Here is a 22,582-nt window from a genome sequence, read left to right as displayed (position 1 = left end):
ACCAACTGAGCTACGCCCACCATATCGCGCTACTTGTGCCAATGCTGCCTAATGGCGCACCCGGCAGGACTCGAACCTGCGACCATCCGCTTAGAAGGCGGATGCTCTATCCAGCTGAGCTACGGGCGCCTTGTTAGCTGTAACCTTGGAGGACTACAAACTAAGTGCTTTCCAGTCTTGCAGAATCGTAATTCTGCTCAACCTTCTTAACCAGTGCTAGGCTGTGCCCGACAAGTGCGACGAATAGTATAGAGCCCCCTGAAGGTCGTCAAATCCTTTTTAAAAAAAATTCATTTAATTAAAGGAGTTAGGGGAATTTGCAGACCAAGCGCCTTTGCCCTCACCGCCTGACATGCGAGAATGCGTTCTCTTTTTTTCCCCTCTCGATGGTTAATCACGCGCAATGACTGCACAACTAATCGACGGCAAATCGATCGCCGCCAGCCTGCGCCAGCAGATCGCCCAACGTGTCACCGAGCGTCGCCAGCAAGGCCTGCGCACGCCCGGCCTTGCGGTGATCCTGGTCGGCAGCGATCCTGCCTCTCAGGTTTATGTCTCGCACAAGCGTAAAGACTGTGAAGAGGTCGGCTTTCTATCCCAAGCTTATGACCTGCCTTCCGAAACCACTCAAGAAGCGCTGACCGAACTGATCGATCGCCTGAACGACGATCCTGCAATCGACGGCGTTCTGCTTCAGCTTCCGCTTCCAGAGCACCTGGACGCCTCCAAGCTGCTGGAGCGCATTCGTCCGGACAAAGACGTCGACGGTTTCCATCCTTATAACGTCGGTCGTCTGGCCCAGCGCATTCCACTGCTGCGCCCATGCACTCCCAAAGGCATCATGACCCTGCTGGAAAGCACCGGGGCCGATCTCTACGGGATGAATGCCGTGGTCGTCGGTGCTTCCAACATTGTTGGCCGCCCGATGGCAATGGAATTGCTGCTGGCCGGTTGCACCGTGACAGTCACCCACCGCTTTACCAAAGACCTGGCCGGTCATGTCGGCCGCGCGGACCTGGTCGTCGTCGCCGCCGGCAAGCCAGGCCTGGTCAAGGGCGAATGGATCAAGGAAGGCGCGATCGTGATCGATGTCGGCATCAACCGTCAGGACGACGGCAAGCTGGTCGGTGACGTGATCTACGAAACCGCCCTGCCCCGCGCCGGCTGGATCACTCCGGTACCGGGTGGCGTTGGCCCGATGACCCGTGCATGCCTGCTGGAAAACACCCTGTACGCCGCTGAAACCCTGCACAGCTGAGTTTCACCGCAGTCGCTGACAGCCAGTCAAAGAACCCCGCCCTTGGCGGGGTTTTTTTTGCCTGCGAAACAAGCGCGACCACCCGACGGAAAATGACTTTTTTTTCATGTTTCTCAGGACTTTCACCTGTTACTTGAACAACCATCGACAGTTATTCAGCCATACTCCAGAATGTCGCGCTTTTTACGAAATAGCCCGTTACAAAACGGCTTATCAACACTTTACGAGTCCGCCAGCGTGAAAATCCGTCTTTCCATCCTGAGCCTATTTTTTGCAGTTACAGGGGTTTTCCTCACGCCAATCGCCAGTGCTGACGAGACCACCGCAGCGCCGCGAGAGACGAAGACACTCAAGCTCGCTTCCGGCAGTTCCTTACTGCTGGACATACAGACCAACAAAGTCATCTATGCCAGCAACCCTGACGTGGTGGTGCCGATCGCTTCCGTCAGTAAGTTGATGACTGGCCTGGTCGTGGTTGAATCCCGGCAGAACATGGACGAATACATCGACGTCAACATCAGCGACACACCGGAAATGAAAGGCGTGTTCTCCCGGGTCAAGCTCCGCAGCGAACTGCCGCGCCGGGAAATGCTGCTGATTGCCCTGATGTCTTCGGAAAACCGCGCCGCCGCGACTCTGGCGCACCACTATCCGGGCGGCTATGCCGCGTTCATTGCTGCAATGAACGCCAAGGCCCGGGCACTGGGCATGACCAACACGCATTTCGTCGAGCCGACTGGTCTTTCCCCGCGCAACGTGTCGACCGCTCGCGACCTGAGCAAGCTGTTGATCGCCGCGCACAAATACCCGTTGCTGACAGAGCTGACCACGACCAAGGAAAAAACCGTCTCGTTCCGCAAACCCAACTACAGCCTGGGCTTTCGCAACACAGACCATTTGGTCCGCAAGCCGGACTGGGACATTCAACTGACGAAAACCGGTTTCACCAACGAAGCCGGTCACTGCCTGGTGCTGGTGACCCGGATGAGTAACCGTCCGGTTGCCCTGGTGCTCCTGGACGCTTATGGCAAATACACACACTTTGCCGATGCCGCCCGCATCCGCAATTGGGTCGAAACGGGCAAGAGCGCCAATGTGGCTTCTGCAGCCCTGCAGTACAAATCGGACAAGAACCTCAAACAGCGCCAGAGCGGCGTGATTGAAGCCTCGAAGTAACGGAACAGAAACGCACAAAGCCCCGATCGATCGGTAGCTGTTCACTTAAGGACGAACACTGTATCTGTGGCGAGGGAGCTTGCTCCCGCTGGGCTGCGAAGCGACCCCAAAGGCGGGACTGCTGCGCAGTCAACGGGAGCAAGCTCCCTCGCCACAGCAAGCTCCCTCGCCACAGGTTGCTTATTGTTCGCTCTATCTTTTAAGTGAATAGCATTACGATCGATCGGGGCTTTTTTTTCGCCCGTCATTCAGTCGTTGGACCTAGGGTTTCAGATTACCCAGTGGATCGTAAGGTTTTGCCGGGGCCTTGGGGTTGTCGCCCGGCTTCACGTCCCTCGGCGCCTTGGCCGGTCCGACGGGATCAACCTGAGGATCGGAAAGGTCCGGGGAATCCGGGTCGAACCCCAGTTCATCACCGGAAGAATGTTCAGATGAATGCGGGCCGACGGGCGTGGTGGGATGAGCCATGGGCGCCTCCTGATCTCGACCCGAAAGTTGCGGGCCGTTGTAGATCAGAGGCTGGCGACGGGCGATGGTGCCCGTCGGGTGACCAACGGACTTACTGCGCGGCCAAGGCCTTTTTAGCCTTGGCCGCCGCTTGCTCCTGACCGGCCTGAGCCAGATCGTTGGCGGCCTTCAGCCAACGCTGCTGATCGACCTGGGCCGGGATCTGCGTCGGCTTCTGGATCAGCACGGCCCAACCACCGGCGTCCTTGAACGCCGACTCGAAGGAGCTGAAGCTCATCAGTTCGCGGCGATTCATCCCGGCGCGCAGCAGGACCGTCTGCTTCTGACGGTTGTAGCCGGCAAGAATGGCGTAACGCGGTTCGGCCCACATGGCCGAGCCTTCAGTGAAGCGCACCATCACCGGATAACCGGCGGCGACTTGCGTCAACAAGGCCGGAAGGTTGCTGTCGACGGGGTAAACGACCATCCCGTACTCGCGAGCCAGGTTCTGCATGTTTTGTTGCAACTGGGCTTCGCCCCCCGGCAAATGCAAGGGCTTGTCGAGCAAACCCGGGGTGATCACGATGCCCTGCTGGGACAGCATGCTGGCCAGCACCTGCGGCCCGCTTTGATAGGCATCGCCCCGATAGAATCGGCCGCTGAGTTCGACACGCTCCGGCAAACGCTTGATCTCGGGCGCAACACTCCCGGCACAGCCCGCCAGGCTTGCCGCGCAACCGGCTATCAGCAAGGCCGACAAAATTCGAGAAAATACCCGCACCATCATCTCTCTCTTGTTCAGGTTCAGACGCCAGGCAATCCCATTCCCGGCTTGGTTGTCGATCATAGGTCGCCACGCCGCTACGGTATAGCTCTAAACGGTAGTCGAGTGCATTCGATAGAGCGAACTGGTTGGTGACAGGCGACTTTCGGTCAATAGCCTGAAATGCAGCAACGGCTAGACTGTTCTCTGAAGCGACAGCAGCAAAGCGTGTGCGCCCGCAACGGGGCAAAGAGGAGGCACAGATGAGCCTGGCAATGATCATTGTGATGTTGATTTCCGGTTGGCTGGCGGTAGCCGGCGCCATGCTGTGGGGCGTGCTGCGCATTACCCGCCGCCACCATCACCCTGTTCAGCCAGCACCTGCGCCGAAAACGGACAAGACGCCGAGCCAGCACGCCAACGCTCACTGACAAAGACTTTCAGCCGAAACCAACAAAAACGGCCGCCTGCACTCCTTGGAGTTCAGGCGGCCGTTTGTTTCAGCGTCGGTTAAGCTTCAGCGGCAATCCGCTTCTGCCTGGCCCGGCGGGACATCATGTTCAACGCCTCGATCGAAGCCGAGAATGCCATGGCCGCATAGACGTAGCCTTTCGGTACATGGGCGCCGAAGCCTTCGGCGATCAGCGTCATACCGATCATGATCAGGAAGCCCAGCGCCAACATCACCACCGTCGGGTTGTCGTTGATGAATTTGGCCAGCGGATCAGCCGCAAACAACATCACCAGCACCGATACCACCACCGCGATGATCATGATCGGCAAGTGCTCGGTCATGCCGACAGCGGTGATGATGCTGTCGATGGAAAATACCATGTCCAGCATCAGGATCTGACCGATCGCCGCGGCAAAGCCCAGGGTCACGGTCGAAGTCTTCGAGGTCGGATCTTCCGGGGCCGGGTCCATGCTGTGATGGATCTCGGTGGTCGCCTTCCACAACAGGAACAGGCCACCGGCGATCAGGATCATGTCTTTCCAGGAGAACGCGTGGCCGAGAATCTCGATCACCGGAGCGGTCAACTGGACGATGAACGCGATGGTGCTCAACAGGCCGAGTCGCAGGATCAGCGCCATGCCGATACCAATGCGTCGCGCCTTCTGCCGGTGCTGCTCGGGCAGTTTGTTGGTCAGGATCGAGATGAAGATCAGGTTATCGATGCCGAGCACGATTTCCATCACCACCAGGGTGGCCAGGGCGACCCAGGCGGTGGGGCTGGCGGCAAGTTGTAAAAGGTAGTCCATGGGTCAGTCCTGACTCGTTGTAATACGGTTTAGATTTCCTGGGAGGAAGATTCGGATTTTTCCGCATCTTTTTCCGGTGATTCTTTTTTGCCGCTCAACCCGCCGGTGGCATCGCTGAGCGCTTGCTCGGCGGCCTTGTGGGTATCGTCAATCGCCTGTTTGGCGCTTTCGGCAGCCTTGCCCATCAGCTGTTGCGCGCTTTTCTCAGCCTGGTCGCAACCGGCCAGTACCAGTAAAGACGTGATCAACAGTGCCGTGGTTTTCAGCTTCATGATGTTTTCCTCGATAGAACAAACGGACCTGAACGATGGCCCGTTGATAGCGACGCATTCTAGGGAAGCAAACACTTCAGGAAAATTCGTATTTTTGCGGTATATACTTCGATTTTTACGAATCCAGACTTTTTTTATGTAGGAGCTGCCGAAGGCTGCGATCTTTTGACGTGGCCGTTTAAAAAGATCGCAGCCTCGTTTCACTCGACAGCGCCTACAGGGACCACGTACCTATGTTGAATTACCGACAACTGCATTACTTCTGGGTGGTGGCCAAGACCGGCAGCATCGTGCGGGCCTGCGAGCAACTGAACCTCACGCCGCAAACCATCAGCGGGCAGATTTCATTGCTGGAACAGACTTTTGGCATCGAGTTGTTTCGGCGAGTCGGACGGCAGCTTGAACTCACTGAAGCCGGACGCCAGGCACTGCCCTACGCCGAGCAAATGTTTCAGCTGGGCGGCGAACTGGAGCTGATGCTGCGGGCACAACCCAATGAACAGCAGATTCTGTTTCGCGTCGGGGTGGCCGACGTGGTGCCCAAGTCCATCGTCTATCGCCTGATTGCACCGACCATGGAGCTGAGCGAACCGCTGCGCATCACATGCCGCGAAGACAAGCTAGAACGTTTGTTGGCCGACCTGGCGATCCAGCGCCTGGACCTGGTGATTTCCGACAGCCCGATGCCGTCGCACCTGGACATCAAGGGCTACAGCCAGAAACTCGGTGAGTGCGGGATCAGCTTCTTTGCCACCCCTGAGTTGGCGGCACGTTACGGCCACGACTTCCCGCGCAATCTGCACGGCGCGCCGCTGCTGATTCCCGGTCCGGAAACCGTGGTGCGCAGCCGTTTGCAGCGCTGGTTCGCCGAACAACAGATCCAGCCGCAAATTGTCGGCGAGTTCGACGACAGCGCCCTGATGCAGGCCTTCGGCCAATCCGGAAGCGGGATTTTCATCGGCCCGAGCGTGATTGCCGATGAAGTGCAACGCCAATACGGCGTGGAAGTGATCGGCCAGACCGACGCGGTGAGCGAGTCGTTCTATGCCATCTCAGTGGAACGCAAGGTCAGGCACCCCGGCATTGTTGCCATTACCGAAGGTGCCCGACGCGAGCTGTTTACCGCGTTTTAAAGCCTTCAGGCGCAAATTTCCCGGGGCTGGAAGGTCATCAGCGCAATCGCCAGCAGGATCGAGGCGAGGATAAAAGCCGCCGCGGCGAAGCCAAGGCCTTGCAGGCCGACACTGTCGATCACCCGGCCACCGATCATCGCGCCCAGGCCAATACCAAGGTTGGCCCCGGCGATGTTCAGCGACGCGGCGAACGCCGGCGCCTCGGGTGCGGCTTTCATCAGGCGCACATGGCTGACCAGGAACAACGCGGCCTGGGTCACGCCCCAGATGCCCATCGCCGCCGCCAGACCGACCGGCGAATGGATGTTCGGCACCAGCGCCACCAGGCCGGCAATCATGAACGCGCAGAACATCATCGACGCCATCAGCGGATGACGATCCACCGCCCGGCCGCCCAGGGAGTTGCCGATCAGCCCGACCGCGCCGAAGCCCATCAGGCACCAGCCGACCACGGTGCCGTTGAAGCCGGCCAGACGCTCGAGGATGTCGGCCAAATAGGTATAGGCCGTGAACATGCCGCTGAACACAATCACCGACAGCAACACATGACCGAGCATCAGCGGGCTGCGCAGGATCTTGAACTGCGAAATGAAACTCACCTGATGCTGGTGCAAGTTGGTCCTCGGCAGGTAGATAAACAGCAGCAACGCCTTGGCAAAGGCGATGACCGCCAGAATGGCAAAGGCACTGCGCCAGCCGAACGCGTCGGAAATCAGCGTGCCCACCGGAATGCCGAATACCGTGGCGCAAACAATACCGAAGCCGATCTTGGCGATGGCGCGACCGGCGTAATCCGGCCCGACGATGTCCACCGCCGTCTCGCTGGCCAGCGCCCAGAACACCGGCAGCCCCAGCGCCGGGATCAACCGGGCGAACGCCATCACCCAGATGTTCGGCGCCAGCGCCGCCAGCGTGTTGGCCAGGCCGAACAGGATCAGCACCGAGATGAACAGCTTGCGCCGCTCGAAGCGGGCGAAGTACGCCGTGAGGAACGGGCCGAACGCGGCGACGGTGAAGGCGAACAGAGTCACCAGCAACCCGGCTTGCGGGATGCTGACGTCAAGGTCGCGGGCGATGGCCGGCAACAGGCCGACGATGATGAACTCCGTGGTCAGCACCGTGAAACCGGCGGCAGACAACAGAAGAATGGGCAACAACCGCATGCACAACTCCAAAAAACGACGACACCAGCGATAGCCCGAAGGCCCACTGGCAGACATGAAAATGAGGATGGCGAATCTTATCAGAGTGTTTTCGATCAGGGTTGCACGAACCTGCCGATCTCGTTGATTACCCGAGTGGCGGATCGTCACAGGTCTGAAGGATCGGGACGACGCTGTGATAAAGTCCGCGCCCTGAAAAAAGTACACCCTGTGGTTAATGCCGATCGGTTAGCCGAAACACTGAACCCGTGGCGAGGGAGCTTGCTCCCGCTGGGCAGCGAAGCGGCCCCAAAAAAATGGGCCTGCTGCGCAGTCCAGCGGGAGCAAGCTCCCTCGCCACAGGAATCAGCGCTGGCATTAGCCCCGTGTTTCCTTCTCGGTTTCCTGCCTGCGGCCTGCCCTGTTTGTTGCCGCAAACCTGCGAAACCATGCATTAATAAAAAATCAGAGATGCTGTTTTATGACTGCTTCATCCCCTTCTCTATTGCACCGCCTTAAACGCTTGAGCCTGGTCACGCAGATCGTGATCGGCCTGATCGCCGGTATTGCCCTGGCCCTGTTTGCCCCCGACGTGGCGAAGTCCACGGCGTTCATCGGCAAAGTGTTTGTCTCGGCACTGAAAGCCGTCGCGCCGATTCTGGTGTTTGTGTTGGTGATGGCATCGATTGCCAACCATAAACACGGTCAGGAAACCCACATCCGGCCGATTCTGTTTTTGTATCTGCTGGGCACTTTCGCCGCCGCCGTGGTCGCGGTGGTTGCCAGCATGATGTTCCCGTCGAGCCTGGTGCTGTCGACCCAGGACGTCGCGGTCACGGCGCCAGGCGGGATTGGCGAAGTGCTGCAAAGTCTGTTGCTGAGCGTGGTCGATAATCCGGTCAGCGCCCTGATGAACGCCAATTTCATCGGCATTCTGGCGTGGGCCATCGGCATGGGTATCGCCATTCGTCATGCCGGCGACACCACCCGCGAAGTGCTGGGCGACTTGTCCAACGGCGTGACGGTGATCGTGCGTCTGGTGATCAACTTCGCCCCGTTGGGCATCTTCGGCCTGGTGGCCTCGACGCTCGCCACTTCCGGCTTCGGCGCCTTGATCGGCTACGCGCACCTGCTGGCCGTGTTGCTCGGCAGCATGTTGTTCGTGGCGCTGGTGATGAACCCGCTCATCGTGTTCTGGAAACTGCGCCGCAACCCGTACCCGCTGGTCCTGACCTGCCTGCGCGAGAGCGGCATCACCGCGTTCTTCACCCGCAGCTCGGCGGCGAACATTCCGGTCAACCTGGAATTGAGCAAGCGTCTGGGCCTGCACGAAGACACCTACTCGGTATCGATCCCGCTGGGCGCGACCATCAACATGGCCGGCGCGGCGATCACCATCACGGTGCTGACCCTGGCGGCGGTGCACACCCTCGGCATCGCCGTGGACATTCCGACCGCGATTCTGCTGAGCGTCGTGGCAGCGATCTGCGCCTGCGGTGCCTCGGGCGTGGCGGGTGGTTCGCTGTTGCTGATCCCGCTGGCGTGCAGCCTGTTCGGCATCCCGAGCGAAATCGCCATGCAGGTGGTGGCGGTCGGTTTCATCATCGGCGTGTTGCAGGACTCGGCAGAAACCGCGCTGAACTCGTCCACCGATGTGCTGTTCACCGCGGCGGCTTGCCTGGGTGAAGAGCAGAAAGCAGCACGATTGGCCTGACCCCACCGCCCCATGTGGGAGCGGGCTTGCTCGCGAAAGCGGTGGGTCAGCCAACATTGATGTAGCTGACACTCCGCCTTCGCGAGCAAGCCCGCTCCCACAGGATTTGTGATGTAGCTGAAAAATGCGCACACATGAAAAAGCCCCCGCAACCTGAGGTTGCGGGGGCTTTTTTGTACCTGGGCGGTTTAGAACGCGCCCATGTAGTCGCGCTTGCCCACTTCCACGCCATTGTGGCGCAGCAGTGCGTAAGTAGTGGTGACGTGGAAGAAGAACTGCGGCAGGCCGTAGCTCAGCAGGTAAGCCTGGCCACTGAAGCGCTTCTCTTTAGGCGTGCCCGGACGGGTCACGATCTCGATGCCTTCCTTGCCGTTGATCTGCTCCGGCTTGATCTCGCCGATGTAAGCCAGAACTTTGCTCAGCAGCGCTTGCAGTTCGGCGAAAGTGGTTTCGGTGTCGTCGTACTTCGGCACTTCAATTTCGGCCAGACGCGAAGAAACGCCCTTGGCGAAATCAACGGCGATCTGCACCTGGCGCACCAGCGGGAACATGTCCGGGAACAGGCGGGCTTGCAGGAACGCGTTAGGGTCGATGTTTTTTTCGGTGGCGTGAGCCTCGGCCTTTTTCAGTACATCACTCAGGGCGTTGAGCATTTGCTGGAAAACAGGCACGGAAGCGTCGTACAGGGAAATGGTCATGGCAGGTCTCGTGTGGTGACGGAGGGAAACGTCGGCCACCTGTAGGAGCGAGCTTGCTCGCGATGGACGTGAACGAAAACGCGTCCTGTCTGGATGAACGCGTTGCGTCTGAGTTCTTCGCGAGCAAGCTCGCTCCTACAGGTGATCGGCTTTGGATCGTGGGCCGATTATAGCCATGCCGCCTTCCCGAGACCGGTCTTTTTCAGCTGCCGTACACTTTGGCCGCCGGAACCGCTTGCGTCAGCAGTTGCGCGACGGCATCACCCATCTCGCCCACCGCCCAGCGGCCTTGGCGATCCAGTTGCGGGCCACGGCGCCAGCCATCGGCAATCGACAACTTGCCGCCCTCGACTTCGAACATCTGCCCGGTCACCCCGGCGGACGCCTCGGAACCCAGCCACACCACCAGCGGCGCGACGTTTTCCGGGGCGAAGTAATCGAAGCCCTCTTCAGGCTTTTTCATGGTGTCGGCGAACACCTGCTCGGTCATCCCGGTCCGCGCGGCCGGCGCCAGGGCGTTGGCGGTGATCCCGTAGCGACGCAGCTCAGCCGCCTGCACCAGCGTCAGCGAAGCAATACCGCCCTTGGCCGCCGCGTAGTTGGACTGGCCAATGGAACCCTGCAATCCGGCGCCGGAACTGGTGTTGATGATCCGCGCATCGACCTTGGCACCGCCCTTGGCCTGCTCACGCCAGTACTTCACGGCGTGGCTGGAAATGCAGAAGTGGCCCTTCAGATGCACGGCCACCACGCTGTCCCAGTCGGATTCGCTGAGGCTGGCGAACATGCGGTCGCGGCAGATGCCGGCGTTGTTGACCACCACGTTCAGGTCGCCGAAGGTTTCGATGGCCTGGCGCACGATCAGACCCGCCGAGTCATAGCGGGTGATGTCGTCGCTGTTGGCCACGGCGCTGCCGCCCTGGCCGAGGATTTCGCCGACCACGGCCAGTGCTGCTTCGCGGTTGATGTCGTTGACCACTACTTTCGCGCCTTCGGTGGCGAAGGCCAGTGCGTAAGCGCGGCCCAGTCCACCACCGGCACCGGTGATGATCACGACGCGGTTTTCACAGATATTCATGTTCTACATCCTTCAAATTCTTCACGGGTCGCCAAAACTCCCTGTAGGAGCTGGCTTGCCAGCGAAAGCGGTGGGTCAAACAACATTGAAGTAGCTGACACTCCGCCTTCGCTAGCAAGCCAGCTCCTACAGGGATCGGTGTGTGTTCCGGGTTACAGGCGTTCAATGATCGTCACGTTGGCTTGCCCACCGCCTTCGCACATGGTCTGCATGCCGAAGCGTCCGCCGCTGCGTTCCAATTCATGGAGCAAGGTGCACATCAAGCGGGTGCCGGTGGCGCCCAGTGGATGGCCGAGGGCAATCGCACCACCGTTGACGTTGGTCTGGTCGTGGGGATAGCCCGTCTCTTTGAGCCAGGCCATGGCCACCGAAGCGAACGCTTCGTTAATCTCCACGCGGTCAATGTCTTCGAGCTTCATGCCGGCACGCTTGAGCGCGTAAGCCGTGGCCGGGATTGGCGCGGTGAGCATCCAGATCGGGTCTTCGGCGCGTACGCTCAGGTGATGGATGCGTGCCCGTGGCGTCAGGCCGTAACGCGTGAGCGCCGCTTCCGAGACGATCAGCATCGCGCTGGCCGCGTCGCAGGTCTGGCTCGACACCGCGGCGGTGACCCGGTCGCAGCCGAACAGGAATTCCAGCTCGGCCATTTTTTCCAGGCTGGTCTGGCGCGGCGTTTCGTCATGCAGCACACCGGCCAGGGGCACGATTTCGCGGTTGAAGCGGCCTTGCTCGATGGCCTGCAAGGCACGTCGATGGGATTCAAGCGAATAGGCTTCAAGTTGCGCCCGGGACAGGTCCCACTTTTCCGCGATCATCTGCGCCGAACGGAACTGCGTCGGTGGTTGCGCGCCGTAGCGCCGCACCCAGCCTTCGGAGCCGCTGAACGGATCGGTGAAACCCAACGGCTCGGCGGCGATCATCGCCGAAGAAATCGGGATCTGGGTCATGGTCTGCACGCCACCGGCAATCACCACATCCTGAGTGCCACTCATCACCGCCTGGGCGGCGAAGTGCACCGCTTGCTGGGACGAACCGCACTGGCGATCGATGGTGGTGCCGGGCACCGATTGCGACAGGCCGGCCGCCAGCCAACTGGTGCGGGCAATGTCCCCGGCCAGCGGGCCGATGGTGTCGACACAGCCGAAGATCACATCGTCGTAATCCTCGTCGGGAATGTCATTGCGCTCGACCAGCGCGCGCAACACATGGGCGCCCAGGTCGGCGGCGTGAATCTGGCTCAGACCACCCTTGCGCCGCCCGGTGGGCGTGCGCAGGGCGTCGACAATATAAGCTTCAGGCATGGTCTACCTCGGTATAAAAATTAAAATCAGGCGCCGATAACCTGTGGGAGCGGGCTTGCTCGCGAATGCGTCAGTTCAGTCGACAAAAATGTTGAATGTGCTGCCGCCTTCGCGAACAAGCCCGCTCCCACAGGGACGTCGTCACCCATACTGACTGGTTAGAAAGTACTGCCCGCACCCAGCGCGGGTTGCCCATCGAACAGCGCCGCACGAATCCGCCCTTTGTGATGGCCGCGATCGCCCCAGACCTTGTCCAGCGCCCAGGCGCGTTTCATGAACAGATGCAAGTCGACCTCCCAGGTGTAACCCATGGCACCGTGAGCCTGGATGGTGTTCTTCGCGGCGAGCATGGCCGCTTCCGCGGTTGCCAGTTTGGCGTGGGACACCAGCACGTCCTGCCCCGGTTGCTGTTCGGCCAGCGCATAAGCGGCGCGGTATAGGGGGCCTTTGGCGAACTCGATCTGCACCGCGACGTTGGCCATCAGATGCTTGACCGCCTGGAACGAACCCACCGGTTTGCCGAACTGCTTGCGCTCGAAGGTGTAGTCCACCGCCAGGTCGACCATGCGTTTGGCCAACCCGAGCAATTGCGCGGCACTGGCAAGGGCGCCACGGTTGCAGGCGGCCGCCCACAAACGCCGACCCTGTTCGCCGCTGGCGACGCAGGTGGCGGGCGTTGGTGTCCACTCGACCTGGAACAACTGACGGCTCGGGTCGACCGATTCGTTGCGGGTCAGGCGCACGGCGTCGCGCTCCAGTGCATGCACTTCATCGCCATGGGCCAGCAACAGCAGATCGGCAACATGGGCATCGCTGACCAGCGGGTTACCCGGCTCGGCAACCGCCAGCCGCGCACTGCCCTCCGCAACCCGCGATAACCAGCATTGCTTGAGCGCTGCGTGTTGCTCATCGAGGGCAGCGAGCAACGGCACGCCGACCAGCATGGTGTCCACCAGCGGTTCGGGCAGACCGGCATAACCGCATTCCTGGGCAATCAGCACGAAGTCCAATTCATTCATGCCCATGCCGTCCTGTGCCTCGGGCACGGTCAGCGCGGTCAAGCCCAGCTCCACCAGTTGCGCCCAGAGTCGCTCGCTGCGCCCGCTGTCGCTCTGCCACAGTTCGCGAATGCGTTCCGGGGTGACTTCGTTGATCAGGAAGCTGCGGACGTTGTCCTGAAACAGCAATTGGTCGCGGCTGAAACTAAAGTCCATGGTCTATTCCTCAGGCACGCGGCATGCCGAGCATGCGTTCGGCAATGATGTTGCGCTGGATCTCGTTGGTGCCGGCGTAGATCGGCCCGGCCTGGGCAAACAGGAAACCTTCCAGCCAATGGCCGACGTCACCGGCAGCCGGGGCTTGCGGCAGCAGCTCGCCACGCAGACCAAGAATGCTCATGGCGGTGTCGTGCATGCGCTGGTCGAGTTCGGACCAGAAAATCTTGTTGGTCGACGACTCCGGCCCGATCTTGCCGCCCTGCACCAGTTGCGAGGCCGTCATGTAGGTGCTCAGGGTGTAGGCCTCGGCATCGAGCCAGGCGCGCATCACCGCCTCACCGATGGCCGGGTCGCGGTCGGCCTGCTCACGGTTGGCCAGGTACAGCTGCACCAGACGCTTGGCGGTTTCCTGGAAACGCGCCGGCGAGCGCAGCAACAAACCGCGCTCGAAACCGGCGGTGGACATCGCCACGTGCCAGCCCATGCCTTCACCACCGAGGGCGTTTTCCACCGGCACCTTGACGTCGTCGAAAAAGATCTCGGCAAAACCCGGCAAGCCGTTGAGCTGCGGAATCGGCCGCACGGTGATGCCCGGTGTATTCAGCGGCAGCAGGATGAAGGTCAGGCCGTGATGGCGCTGGGACTGTGGATCGGTACGGAAAATACCGAACACCCAATCGGCCCACACCGCGCGGGTCGACCAGGTTTTCTGGCCATTGATCACGTAGTGGTCACCCACCCGTTCCGCCTTGGAGCGGATCGCCGCCATGTCGGAACCGGCACCCGGCTCGGACCAGGCCTGGGCCCAGATGTCTTCACCGGTGGCCATGCGCGGCAGAAACCGTGCCTTTTGTTCTTCGCTGCCGTACTCCATCAGGGTCGGGCCGAGCAGGAAGATGCCGTTCTGGTTGACCCGTGCCGGTGCCCCGGAACGATAGTATTCCTCTTCGAAAATCAGCCACTCGATCAGGTCGCAGCCGCGCCCGCCGAGTTCAGTCGGCCAAGTGACCATGCCCCAACGACCTTCGTTGAGTCTGGCTTCCCAGGCGCGGTGCTCGGCAAAGCCTGGTTCGGTGTCGAACGATTGCAGCGGTTCACTCGGTACATTGGCGGCCAGCCAGGTCCGCGCTTCAGCGCGAAAGGCTTGTTGGGCCGGGGTATAGGTCAAGTCCATGAGCGTGCCTTCAGCCGTTGAATCGGGCATCGCGTTTCTCGACGAACGAGTCGCGTGCTTCCTGAGAGTCCAGTGAGCGGTAGGCTTCGAGGGTGAAGCCCTGCTCCCAGCGGTATTTGTCTTCCAGATTGCCGTCTTCGATGCCGGTCAGCGCTTCCTTGGCCAGGCTGATCATGCCCGGGCTCTTGGCGGCGATGGTGCGGGCGATCTGCAGCGCGGCTTCGCGCAAGTCTTCGCGCTTGACCACCCGCTCCACGGCACCCAGGCGGTAAGCTTCGGCGGCGTCGATCGGCTCGCCGGTGAAGTACATGTGGCGGACTTTCTGCACCGGGAACAGCCGCTGCAAATGCGCGCCACCACCCATGGCGCCGCGATCCACTTCCGGCACACCGAAGGTGGCGCACTCGGACGCGACAACGATGTCGGCAGCGCCGCAGATGCCGATGCCGCCGCCCAGCACGAAACCGTGCACGGCGACGATCACCGGTTTCGGATTGCGGTGAATCGCCTTGAAGCTGTCGTAGTTGCCCTTGTTCACCGCGACGATCAGGTTGCCGTCGGCGGCCAGTTCCTTGATATCGACCCCGGCGCAAAAGCCGCGACCTTCGGCCCGGATCACGATCACCCGCACAGCGTTGTTGCGGCCCAGGCCCTCGATCTCGCTGGCGATGTCGGCCCAGCCCTGGTTGTTGAAGGCATTGACCGGTGGCCGGTTGAACACCAGTTCGGCAATGCCGTTTTCGATGCTGACGCTAAATGGTTTCATGGTTTCCTTCCTTCACAATACATGGCCCCTTCACGACACACGGCGGCACAGCTCGCCCAGGCGCGCTTCGGCGTCGCGGACGATCTGTTCAATCAATTGGGCGCAGCTGGGCAAGCTGTCGATGGATGCGGCGATCTGCCCGGCGGGCAATACGCCGGCAGCCGGTTGCCCGTCGACCATGGCTTTCTGGATCACCATCGGCGCGTTGGCGGCCATGATGCTTTGCGCGGCGGTCAGCTCACCGCTGCCGCGCATCTTCAGTGCGCTGGTCAGCAGCTGAGTCAGGCTCATACCCGTGTGGCGGCGATACGCCAAACCACTCTGCAACGCCAGCAACAGGCGCTTGAGACCGCCGCTGTTTTCCAGCTGGTTGAGCAATTCGTTGCGGATCATCCGTTGCGGCATGCCGTCGATGGCGCGGCTGATGATGATCGCCGCCGGGTCCTTGACCGCCAGGTAGCGCGCCAGGGTCGCCTGCGGCACCGGGCTATCGGCGCACATTAAAAAGCGCGTGCCCATGGCGATGCCTTCGGCACCGTAGGCCAGGGCCGACACAAGGCCTTTACCGTCCTTGAAACCGCCGGCCGCCACCACGGGCACCGACACGGCGTTGACCACTTGATCAAGCAGCATCAAGGTCGGCACGGAACCGGTGTGCCCACCGCCCTCGCCGCCCTGTACGGTCACCGCATCGGCGCCCATTTCCACGGCTTTCTGCGCATGCTTGAGCGCGCCGACCGTGGGAATGCACACCACGCCGGCATCTTTCAGGCGGCTGATCATTTGCTTGCCCGGCGAACGGCTGTAGCTGACCGCACGGACTTTGTGGCGCAACACCAGCTCGACGATCTCGCCGGCATTCGCCTGGTACATGTGGAAATTCACCCCGAACGGCTGATCGGTCAGACGCCGGGTTTCGATAATCGCCGCTTCCATCTGTTGCGGTTCGATGGTCGCTCCGGCGAGAAAACCGAAGCCACCGGCATTGCCCGTGGCCGCCACCAGTTTCGGGTCGGCGACCCAGCCCATGGCGGTCTGGATGATCGGGTAGCGGCAACCGAGCAGTTCGGTCAAACGGGTATTCAACGAAATCGCCATGCTCACGCCCCGCCCGACTTGCGTTGCGAACTGGCCATGGCCTTGGCGTCGTAGCCGCCGAGGCGGTCACCGGACACCAGTTCATTGTGGGCATGGGCGAAGTGATGCAGGCCGAACACCATGTCCATGGTCGCGCGCTTGCCCATCAGGTCTTCGGCGTTGTTCACTGCTTGCTTGCTCAATTGCAGACCCAGGCGCGGCATCTGCGCGATGCGCCCGGCGATGTCGAGGGTCTGTTGTTCCAGCTCGTCGCGCGGCACCACCCGATTGAGCATGCCCATCTGATAGGCACGCGGTGCCGGCATGCGCTCGCCGAGGAACAGGAATTCCTTGGCAATGCGCGGATTGAGTTCATGCACGTGGGCGAAATACTCGACCCCGGGAATGCCCATGCGCACCACCGGATCGGCGAAGTAAGCATCCTCGCTGGCGACGATCAGGTCGCAGATCCAGGCCAGCATCAGCCCACCGGCGATGCACGCGCCCTGGACCATGGCGATGGTCGGCTTGGGCATTTCGCGCCAGCGCCGGCACATGCCCAGGTAGACTTCCTGCTCGCGAGCATAGAGAAACTCGCCGCCCGGTTTGTTGGTGTGGTCGTACCAAAGGCTCGCCCGATCGAACGTTTTGTCGACGTCGCGCCCCGGCGTGCCGATGTCATGCCCGGCGGAGAAATGCTTGCCGGCACCGCGCAACACGATGACTTTCACTTCATCGTCATCGCAGGCCCGGCGAAACGCCGCGTCCAGCGCATACGTCATCTGCGAGTTCTGTGCGTTGTGGTACTCGGGGCGGTTCATGGTGACGATTGCCACCGCGCCGCGCACTTCGTACAGGACCACTTCGGCCTCGTTCTTGTCGTTTTGTTCAGCCATCACTTGTCTCCGAAAACGCGGGCGCTCAGCGCTGGCCTGGCGGGTTGTCTTTGAGCTGCAGGGCGCGCAGGTTGTGCGGGTCCAGACGTTGGATCAGCTGCAATTGCTCGACCGTCGGTGCCGTGGTGGTCGGGCAATCGTCCGGCACGTGCAGCTCGAACCCGGTGTTGTCCTGGACCTGCGCCGCCGTCACGCCGGGGTGCAGCGAACGGATGCGCATCTGCCGTTGCGGGCCTTGGAAATCCAGCACGCAGAGGTCGGTGATGATCAGGCGGATGTCGATGTCGTCCAGCCTCCAGCCACGCGCCAGGCGGGCCGGGTTGTAGCCGACCGAGGCGACCATATCGACTTCGCCTTCGACGAATACCCGACGGTTGTGGCTCGGCACGCAAAACGAGTTGGCGTGGCTGATCGAGTTGCCGGGAAAACCGCGCACACCGAGCATCTGCGCCTTGGGTTTGGCGTAGTCGCCGATGCAGGAAATGTTCGCCTGGCCAAAGCGGTCGATCTGGGTCGGGCCGACCAATGCATGGCGCTTGCCGCCCCAGACGTTGTCGAAAATCCGCGAGAAACCCATCCAGCTGTCACGCTTGGGCTCGTAGCCCTTGCGTGCGCCCAAAGGCACCGGTTCGGCGACCATGTAGGCTTCGGAGTCGGTCATCAGCAGTTGCGGGTTGCTGGTCAGCATGGCCAGCGAAGCGGCCAGACGCGGGATCACGCCGATGCCGCTGGCCAACACTTCGCCGTCCTCGCGCCAGGCTTCGGAGGCGGCGCAAATCATCAACTCGGCGAGGCTGTAATCAGTAGTGCTCATCGGAAGGCTTCCTTAGAAAATCGGCAACGGCAGTTCACGGATCGCAGCCAGGCCGCCGACCTTGTCCAGATACTGTTCATGGGTGCAGTCGACGTAGTCGCGCACGTACCCTTCCCAGCCATCGGCCGCCTGCACCGAGGCGTTGTAGGCCTTGAAGTGCGCGACGTCGAAACCGTACAGCGGCGCACAGGACGACGGATGCGCCCCGCCCGGCACGTGGGCCACGGCGGTGGTCAGGTTGCGTTCCCAGAACACTTGATGGGCGTGAGCGCTGTTCTGGTGGAAATACTCGCTGTCGACCAGTTCATCGCAGGTCACGTAGCTGTGGGTCGCGGCCCGCACGAACAGGTCGTCCATGTAATGATCCGGGCCGCTGATCTGGCACACGCCGCGTTTGTCGGCACGGTCGACATGCACCAGCGCCGCGTCGAGTTTGAGCGCCGGCATGGCCACCCAGTCCTTGCCATCGGCGTACGGCGAGGCGATCAACTTGATCTGGCGGTTGTGGCGCAGCACATCGGTGCCCAGGCCCACCGCCGTCGGAATGAACGGCACATTCATCGCCGCCGCCCGCAGACCGAGCAACAGCATGCCTTCGTCGATTTCCATCACTTCCAGCGCCGCCTCCTGACGCGCCTTGCGGAAGTACGGCTCCAGCGGAATGAAATCCAGGGAAACGAAGGCGAACACCAGTTTTTTGATCTTGCCGGCGGCGCAAAGCATGCCGACATCGGCGCCACCGTAGGCGACCACAGTCAGGTCCTTGAGGTCCGAGCGCAGGATTTCGCGCACCAGCGCCATCGGCTTGCGGCGCGGGCCCCAGCCACCGATGCCGATGGTCATGCCGTCACGCAGTTGGCCGACTATTTCGGCGGTGGTCATTTGCTTGTCCATCGTCATGTTCCTCATTGGCGACCGACACTGAAGTCGTGGCCCCAGTGGCTGACCACGGTGCTTTCGAACGGCGTGTGGCGGTCCCAGTCGACCACCAGGCCATCGCAGCCGTATTCCAGGTCAAACCCGGACGGGGTCTTGATATAGAAAGAAATCATCTGGTCGTTGGTGTGCTGGCCGAGGGTGGCCGACAGCTTCACGCCGTTGGCGTGGACGCGGTCCAGGGCGCGGCCGACTTCGTCCAGCGCGTTGACCTCGACCATCATGTGCACGCAGCCGTGGGGCATCGGGCACTCGAAAATCGCCAGCGAGTGGTGCCGGCCGTTGTTGCAGTGCAGGAAGTGGATGCGCTTTTGCGGCTCGGCCGGGTCCGGGGTGAAGCGGACTTTCATCAGGTCCGACAGGCCGAAACCCATCACCTGTTCGTAGAAATCGCGGCAGCGTTCGAAGGCTGGTGCCGGCAATACGACGTGGCCCATGCCCAGGTCGTTGGTGACAAAACCTTTGACGCCCACCGGCGAGACGAAACGGGCGAAGTCCTGCAGCGGTCCCCAGAACAGTTCGTGGCGATTGCCATCCGGGTCGCTGAAGTGCACCAGCTCCTGGACCTTGCGCAGTTCGGCCTCGGCGGCGGTGCCACGGGTCACTTGCACATCGGCCTGTTGCAGCTCGAGGACCGCCTGCTCGAGAGCCGCTTTGCCAGCCACTTCCCAGCCGCAGGCACCGAAGCCGTTGTCGGCATTTTTCTGCACCAGGATGCGGTAGTGACGCTCATCCATCTTCAGGTACAGAAACTCATCGTTGCCGCTGACCATCATGCCCAGCACCTGGCTAGCGTAGTGGCGCCATTGCGCCAGGTCGCTGGATAACAGGGTGACGTAACCCAGACCACGGATATCCATGGATGCACTCCTCGTTTTACTCAGGCGGTGCCACCCTTCGGCGGCTGCCGGGGGAGACTTTATGTAGGGCCTATTCAAACGGGTTCGGCGAGGGCCAACATCGTCCAATGGGACTAGCGGATTTGATGGGGTACACGCATCAAAACTGTGGGAGCGGGCTTGCTCGCGAAGGCGGCGTGTCCGTCAACATAGATGTTGAATGTGCCGGCCTCTTCGCGAGCAAGCCCGCTCCCACAGGGGGGCAGTGGTGTGGCGGGTTTATGTAGGCGGATCGATTTGATCGAGTACACGGTTTGCGGTGATTTCGGCCAGCATTACGCTGTTGGAAATACCCAGCAGGGCATTGCGGTCGCCGCCTTCCAGGTGATCCACCAGTTGATGGACCATCACATCCACCGAGGCCAGCGTTTCCACTAGATACACCATCAGGGTTTCGGTCGTGACTTCGGGGTCGACGGTGAACAAGGTGCTTACGGTACGCGGGGTGGCTTTGATGTCCGCCGCCGATGGGAAGTGGAAGTCGAGGGCGCGCTCGGCGGCTTCGTTGAGTTTTTTTGAATCGGGGCTTTCGTAGGGAGATGTCGGATCGGTGTCCGGAGGATTTGGCGTAGGTTTGATCATAGTGTGGATTCCTGATGTGGGCTGGAACCACTTCTCTACTAAAAGAAGGGGTGGCAGCTGTACGCAGGTTAGTAGACCGGGGAATCCAAGAAGCCGGCGCGCCCAAGGGCGCCCTGCGTACAGCCACCATCAAAATGCAGGCATAAAGCCTGATTAGAAGCGTTGCACGTCTTGGATTAAGCCTCGGGCTACTAAACCCGATCACTGGGAATCAGTGACACGAATCAAGTTACCGATGGCCTCCAAACCGCACAAGCCGGCGGATTCTGGCGTACCTGTAGGCAATGCCGCAAGGTCTTGTAGCTTTCATCAAGTAACACTGACAGCCGTTAAACAGGCGCTGTTCAAAGGCCAAATCGGTGGCACGAGCTTGCGCAATAACCTGTAGGAGCGAGCCTGCTCGCGATGGTCGCCAACGATAACGCTGAAAGCCTGACACCCCGCGGCGTTCTCCGGTTTATCGCGAGCAGGCTCGCTCCTACAAGGGGTATACGGTGTTCAATTTTATTCGGCGGGCATAAAAAAACGGGCCTTGGGGACCCGTTGGAAAGTTGGCCTGACGTCCGTGCCAGGCCTGAAAAACCTGTAGCAGCTGCCGAAGGCGGCGTCCGAGTGCGCAGCGCTCGCAACCTGGCAAACCGAGTCCGTCCAGAAACACCGCTTATTGCCCTTTTCCGGGTGCTGCGCACTCGGACGCAGCCTTCGGCAGCTGCTACAGTTTTGCGCTATCTCCAATCAGCTCTTGCGAAAGTGCGGAATCACCTTCTCGCCAATGTTCTTCAGGGTTTCCAGCTGCGCCCACTGCGGCACGGTGCCCATCTGGCAGATGAACAGGATTTCGTCGGCGCCGGCATCGATCAGGCGCTGCACGTAGCCAATGCAATCCTCGACGGTGCCGTAGGCGTGGTTCGGGTTCATCATCGCCATGGTCGGGTCGGAGAAGTCGACGCTGACTTCTTCGGAGGCGAAGCGCGACTTGATCACGCTCTGGCCGTTGCCATCGACGAAGGTGTCGTCTTTCCACTTCTGCGGATCCGGACGCTCGCCACCGCCGTACCAGTAGCCCAGGGATTCCATGAAGTAACGCTGGCCACGGATACCGATGCGGCGCGCTTCTTCGTTGTCGTCCAGCACGATGGCCGGGCACAGCGCGGCGATGTGCCGGTTTGGACGGAAGCCCACTTGCTTCTTCTCATCGCGGTTGTCGTAGGCCGTGTGATACACCTCGACCTTCTTGGCGATTTCTTCCGGGCCACCGAAGCCCAGCACCAGCGCGCCCATGCCGCGTCCGCCAGCGTTTTTCAGCGACTCGGTGTTGGTGCACGCCAGGTACATCGGCGGGTGCGGGTCCTGATACGGCTTTGGATGGATCGGACGCTTGGGGATCTGCACGAAGTCGCCGTTGTGCTCGATCTCGTCCTGCACGAACATTTTCGGGATCAGGTACATCATCTCGTCGATCTGCGGCTGCAAGGTCGCCAGGTCGTAGCCGAAGGTGCCGGCTTCCTGCTGGGTGCCGCCCTTGCCCACACCAAAGTGCACACGGCCCTTGGACAGCAGATCGAGGGTGGCGATGCGCTCGGCGACTTTCACCGGGTGGTTCATCGCCGGAGGCAGGCAGACCACGCCGTGGCCGATGCCGATGCGCTCGGTTTTACCGGCAACGAAAGCCAGCATGGTTTCCGGCGCGGACATGTGCGAGTAGTTGCTCAGCGCCGTGTGTTCCACGCACCAGAAGGTGTCGAAGCCAAGCTTGTCGGCGAGGACGGCTTGCTCAACGGTGTCCTGGAAAATCTTGCGGTCGCCTTCACGGCTGGAGTCCACCGTCTGGGCTTCGTAAATTAGGGAAAATTTCATGGTTGATCCTTGTGCTTATTTGGATGCGCAGTCGGCGCCGTAGACCTTCGCCTTACCGCCAATGCTCGTGCATCGACGGGGCGCTCGAATCACGCAAACGGACTAGCCCGATTTATAGAAAA

The 22,582-nt window shown here is 61.0% G+C and carries 23 protein-coding genes and 2 tRNA genes (1 of these 25 cut by a window edge); 5 read left to right on the top strand and 20 right to left on the bottom strand.

Annotated features, from left to right (window positions below):
- Together AC07XF_RS03120 and AC07XF_RS03115 are read right to left on the bottom strand one after the other, a co-directional pair.
- A tRNA-His gene (locus AC07XF_RS03120) sits at positions 1–20 on the bottom strand; it reaches 156 nt to the left of the window's first position.
- 32 nt (positions 21–52) lie between these two features.
- Positions 53–129: transfer RNA gene (locus AC07XF_RS03115), tRNA-Arg, on the bottom strand.
- Positions 130–403: 274 nt separating this feature from the next.
- Between AC07XF_RS03115 and folD the strand changes: the two genes are divergently transcribed.
- Both folD and pbpG read left to right on the top strand, forming a co-directional pair.
- Positions 404–1,258, top strand: coding sequence for a bifunctional methylenetetrahydrofolate dehydrogenase/methenyltetrahydrofolate cyclohydrolase FolD (gene folD / locus AC07XF_RS03110; protein ID WP_495025359.1), 855 nt, complete (start codon positions 404–406; stop codon positions 1,256–1,258).
- 237 nt (positions 1,259–1,495) lie between these two features.
- A complete protein-coding gene (gene pbpG / locus AC07XF_RS03105) occupies positions 1,496–2,434 on the top strand; it encodes a D-alanyl-D-alanine endopeptidase (RefSeq protein ID WP_442099860.1) in 939 nt (312 codons plus the stop codon).
- 261 nt (positions 2,435–2,695) lie between these two features.
- On the opposite strand, the gene AC07XF_RS03100 is transcribed toward pbpG, so the two are convergent.
- A complete protein-coding gene (locus AC07XF_RS03100) occupies positions 2,696–2,902 on the bottom strand; it encodes a DUF6021 family protein (protein ID WP_495025358.1) in 207 nt (68 codons plus the stop codon).
- A 91-nt stretch (positions 2,903–2,993) separates the two neighbouring features.
- The gene (locus AC07XF_RS03095) at positions 2,994–3,728 is read right to left on the bottom strand and encodes a C39 family peptidase (protein ID WP_495025357.1); all 735 of its coding nucleotides are present in this window, start codon (positions 3,726–3,728) and stop codon (positions 2,994–2,996) included.
- Positions 3,729–3,907: 179 nt separating this feature from the next.
- Here AC07XF_RS03095 and AC07XF_RS03090 point away from each other — a divergent pair, with 179 nt between their 5' ends.
- Positions 3,908–4,075, top strand: coding sequence for a hypothetical protein (locus tag AC07XF_RS03090; RefSeq protein ID WP_495025356.1), 168 nt, complete (start codon positions 3,908–3,910; stop codon positions 4,073–4,075).
- A gap of 79 nt (positions 4,076–4,154) precedes the next feature.
- Here AC07XF_RS03090 and AC07XF_RS03085 read toward each other — a convergent pair whose 3' ends face one another.
- A complete protein-coding gene (locus AC07XF_RS03085; RefSeq protein ID WP_495025355.1) occupies positions 4,155–4,904 on the bottom strand; it encodes a TerC family protein in 750 nt (249 codons plus the stop codon).
- A gap of 29 nt (positions 4,905–4,933) precedes the next feature.
- Positions 4,934–5,176 carry a hypothetical protein gene (locus AC07XF_RS03080; RefSeq protein WP_204934586.1) on the bottom strand — a complete coding sequence of 81 codons (243 nt, stop codon included), beginning with the start codon at positions 5,174–5,176 and terminating at the stop codon, positions 4,934–4,936.
- Between the two features lie 233 nt (positions 5,177–5,409).
- Here AC07XF_RS03080 and nhaR point away from each other — a divergent pair, with 233 nt between their 5' ends.
- On the top strand, positions 5,410–6,309 hold the full coding sequence (gene nhaR, locus AC07XF_RS03075) for a transcriptional activator NhaR (RefSeq protein ID WP_495025354.1): 900 nt from the start codon (positions 5,410–5,412) through the stop codon (positions 6,307–6,309).
- 5 nt (positions 6,310–6,314) lie between these two features.
- Here nhaR and AC07XF_RS03070 read toward each other — a convergent pair whose 3' ends face one another.
- The gene (locus AC07XF_RS03070; RefSeq protein ID WP_495025353.1) at positions 6,315–7,472 is read right to left on the bottom strand and encodes an MFS transporter; all 1,158 of its coding nucleotides are present in this window, start codon (positions 7,470–7,472) and stop codon (positions 6,315–6,317) included.
- Positions 7,473–7,932: 460 nt separating this feature from the next.
- On the opposite strand from AC07XF_RS03070, the gene sstT reads away from it, so the two are divergent.
- Positions 7,933–9,165, top strand: coding sequence for a serine/threonine transporter SstT (gene sstT / locus AC07XF_RS03065; protein ID WP_495025352.1), 1,233 nt, complete (start codon positions 7,933–7,935; stop codon positions 9,163–9,165).
- 188 nt (positions 9,166–9,353) lie between these two features.
- On the opposite strand, the gene AC07XF_RS03060 is transcribed toward sstT, so the two are convergent.
- The 13 genes from AC07XF_RS03060 to AC07XF_RS03000 form a co-directional block, all read right to left on the bottom strand.
- The gene (locus AC07XF_RS03060; protein WP_495025351.1) at positions 9,354–9,863 is read right to left on the bottom strand and encodes a DUF1993 domain-containing protein; all 510 of its coding nucleotides are present in this window, start codon (positions 9,861–9,863) and stop codon (positions 9,354–9,356) included.
- Positions 9,864–10,065: 202 nt separating this feature from the next.
- Positions 10,066–10,941 (bottom strand): SDR family oxidoreductase, encoded by an 876-nt coding sequence (locus AC07XF_RS03055; RefSeq protein ID WP_495025350.1) that lies wholly within the window; start codon positions 10,939–10,941, stop codon positions 10,066–10,068.
- Between the two features lie 152 nt (positions 10,942–11,093).
- Entirely contained in the window at positions 11,094–12,242 is a 1,149-nt protein-coding gene (locus AC07XF_RS03050) for an acetyl-CoA C-acetyltransferase (RefSeq protein ID WP_495025349.1), read from the bottom strand.
- A 158-nt stretch (positions 12,243–12,400) separates the two neighbouring features.
- Positions 12,401–13,456: an acyl-CoA dehydrogenase family protein gene (locus AC07XF_RS03045; RefSeq protein ID WP_495025348.1), complete on the bottom strand. Its 1,056-nt coding sequence runs from the start codon at positions 13,454–13,456 to the stop codon at positions 12,401–12,403.
- Positions 13,457–13,466: 10 nt separating this feature from the next.
- On the bottom strand, positions 13,467–14,633 hold the full coding sequence (locus tag AC07XF_RS03040) for an acyl-CoA dehydrogenase family protein (protein ID WP_495025451.1): 1,167 nt from the start codon (positions 14,631–14,633) through the stop codon (positions 13,467–13,469).
- 10 nt (positions 14,634–14,643) lie between these two features.
- Entirely contained in the window at positions 14,644–15,399 is a 756-nt protein-coding gene (locus AC07XF_RS03035; RefSeq protein ID WP_495025347.1) for an enoyl-CoA hydratase family protein, read from the bottom strand.
- 30 nt (positions 15,400–15,429) lie between these two features.
- Complete coding sequence (locus tag AC07XF_RS03030) at positions 15,430–16,497, bottom strand: NAD(P)H-dependent flavin oxidoreductase (RefSeq protein WP_495025346.1); 1,068 nt, start codon at positions 16,495–16,497, stop codon at positions 15,430–15,432.
- A 2-nt stretch (positions 16,498–16,499) separates the two neighbouring features.
- Positions 16,500–17,372, bottom strand: a complete 873-nt coding sequence (locus AC07XF_RS03025) for an enoyl-CoA hydratase (RefSeq protein ID WP_495025345.1) — start codon at positions 17,370–17,372, stop codon at positions 16,500–16,502.
- 25 nt (positions 17,373–17,397) lie between these two features.
- Positions 17,398–18,186, bottom strand: coding sequence for a CoA-transferase subunit beta (locus AC07XF_RS03020; protein WP_495025344.1), 789 nt, complete (start codon positions 18,184–18,186; stop codon positions 17,398–17,400).
- A 12-nt stretch (positions 18,187–18,198) separates the two neighbouring features.
- A complete protein-coding gene (locus tag AC07XF_RS03015) occupies positions 18,199–19,080 on the bottom strand; it encodes a CoA transferase subunit A (RefSeq protein ID WP_495025343.1) in 882 nt (293 codons plus the stop codon).
- Positions 19,081–19,091: 11 nt separating this feature from the next.
- Positions 19,092–19,982 (bottom strand): VOC family protein, encoded by an 891-nt coding sequence (locus tag AC07XF_RS03010; protein ID WP_495025342.1) that lies wholly within the window; start codon positions 19,980–19,982, stop codon positions 19,092–19,094.
- 258 nt (positions 19,983–20,240) lie between these two features.
- Positions 20,241–20,603, bottom strand: coding sequence for a DUF6124 family protein (locus AC07XF_RS03005; protein ID WP_495025341.1), 363 nt, complete (start codon positions 20,601–20,603; stop codon positions 20,241–20,243).
- 735 nt (positions 20,604–21,338) lie between these two features.
- Positions 21,339–22,460 carry an LLM class flavin-dependent oxidoreductase gene (locus tag AC07XF_RS03000; protein WP_429487235.1) on the bottom strand — a complete coding sequence of 374 codons (1,122 nt, stop codon included), beginning with the start codon at positions 22,458–22,460 and terminating at the stop codon, positions 21,339–21,341.
- Between the last annotated feature and the right edge of the window lie 122 nt (positions 22,461–22,582).

The organism is Pseudomonas sp. GW821-FHT01C01, assembly GCF_059422645.1.
Note: the sequence above shows the minus strand (reverse complement) of the source record. Positions and strands in the feature narration are given on the sequence as shown.

Excerpts from the sequence above, each read along its gene's own strand:
- folD (WP_495025359.1), top strand. The coding sequence starts at position 404 with ATGACTGCACAACTAATCGACGGCAAATCGATCGCCGCCAGCCTGCGC.
- AC07XF_RS03095 (WP_495025357.1), bottom strand. The coding sequence starts at position 3,728 with ATGATCGACAACCAAGCCGGGAATGGGATTGCCTGGCGTCTGAACCTG.
- AC07XF_RS03085 (WP_495025355.1), bottom strand. The coding sequence starts at position 4,904 with ATGGACTACCTTTTACAACTTGCCGCCAGCCCCACCGCCTGGGTCGCC.
- AC07XF_RS03030 (WP_495025346.1), bottom strand. The coding sequence starts at position 16,497 with ATGGCGATTTCGTTGAATACCCGTTTGACCGAACTGCTCGGTTGCCGC.
- AC07XF_RS03080 (WP_204934586.1), bottom strand. The coding sequence starts at position 5,176 with ATGAAGCTGAAAACCACGGCACTGTTGATCACGTCTTTACTGGTACTG.
- AC07XF_RS03020 (WP_495025344.1), bottom strand. The coding sequence starts at position 18,186 with ATGAGCACTACTGATTACAGCCTCGCCGAGTTGATGATTTGCGCCGCC.
- AC07XF_RS03010 (WP_495025342.1), bottom strand. The coding sequence starts at position 19,982 with ATGGATATCCGTGGTCTGGGTTACGTCACCCTGTTATCCAGCGACCTG.
- AC07XF_RS03035 (WP_495025347.1), bottom strand. The coding sequence starts at position 15,399 with ATGAAACCATTTAGCGTCAGCATCGAAAACGGCATTGCCGAACTGGTG.
- AC07XF_RS03090 (WP_495025356.1), top strand. The coding sequence starts at position 3,908 with ATGAGCCTGGCAATGATCATTGTGATGTTGATTTCCGGTTGGCTGGCG.
- nhaR (WP_495025354.1), top strand. The coding sequence starts at position 5,410 with ATGTTGAATTACCGACAACTGCATTACTTCTGGGTGGTGGCCAAGACC.
- AC07XF_RS03045 (WP_495025348.1), bottom strand. The coding sequence starts at position 13,456 with ATGGACTTTAGTTTCAGCCGCGACCAATTGCTGTTTCAGGACAACGTC.
- AC07XF_RS03100 (WP_495025358.1), bottom strand. The coding sequence starts at position 2,902 with ATGGCTCATCCCACCACGCCCGTCGGCCCGCATTCATCTGAACATTCT.
- AC07XF_RS03060 (WP_495025351.1), bottom strand. The coding sequence starts at position 9,863 with ATGACCATTTCCCTGTACGACGCTTCCGTGCCTGTTTTCCAGCAAATG.
- AC07XF_RS03005 (WP_495025341.1), bottom strand. The coding sequence starts at position 20,603 with ATGATCAAACCTACGCCAAATCCTCCGGACACCGATCCGACATCTCCC.
- AC07XF_RS03015 (WP_495025343.1), bottom strand. The coding sequence starts at position 19,080 with ATGGACAAGCAAATGACCACCGCCGAAATAGTCGGCCAACTGCGTGAC.
- AC07XF_RS03070 (WP_495025353.1), bottom strand. The coding sequence starts at position 7,472 with ATGCGGTTGTTGCCCATTCTTCTGTTGTCTGCCGCCGGTTTCACGGTG.
- sstT (WP_495025352.1), top strand. The coding sequence starts at position 7,933 with ATGACTGCTTCATCCCCTTCTCTATTGCACCGCCTTAAACGCTTGAGC.
- AC07XF_RS03025 (WP_495025345.1), bottom strand. The coding sequence starts at position 17,372 with ATGGCTGAACAAAACGACAAGAACGAGGCCGAAGTGGTCCTGTACGAA.
- AC07XF_RS03040 (WP_495025451.1), bottom strand. The coding sequence starts at position 14,633 with ATGGACTTGACCTATACCCCGGCCCAACAAGCCTTTCGCGCTGAAGCG.
- AC07XF_RS03000 (WP_429487235.1), bottom strand. The coding sequence starts at position 22,460 with ATGAAATTTTCCCTAATTTACGAAGCCCAGACGGTGGACTCCAGCCGT.
- AC07XF_RS03055 (WP_495025350.1), bottom strand. The coding sequence starts at position 10,941 with ATGAATATCTGTGAAAACCGCGTCGTGATCATCACCGGTGCCGGTGGT.
- AC07XF_RS03050 (WP_495025349.1), bottom strand. The coding sequence starts at position 12,242 with ATGCCTGAAGCTTATATTGTCGACGCCCTGCGCACGCCCACCGGGCGG.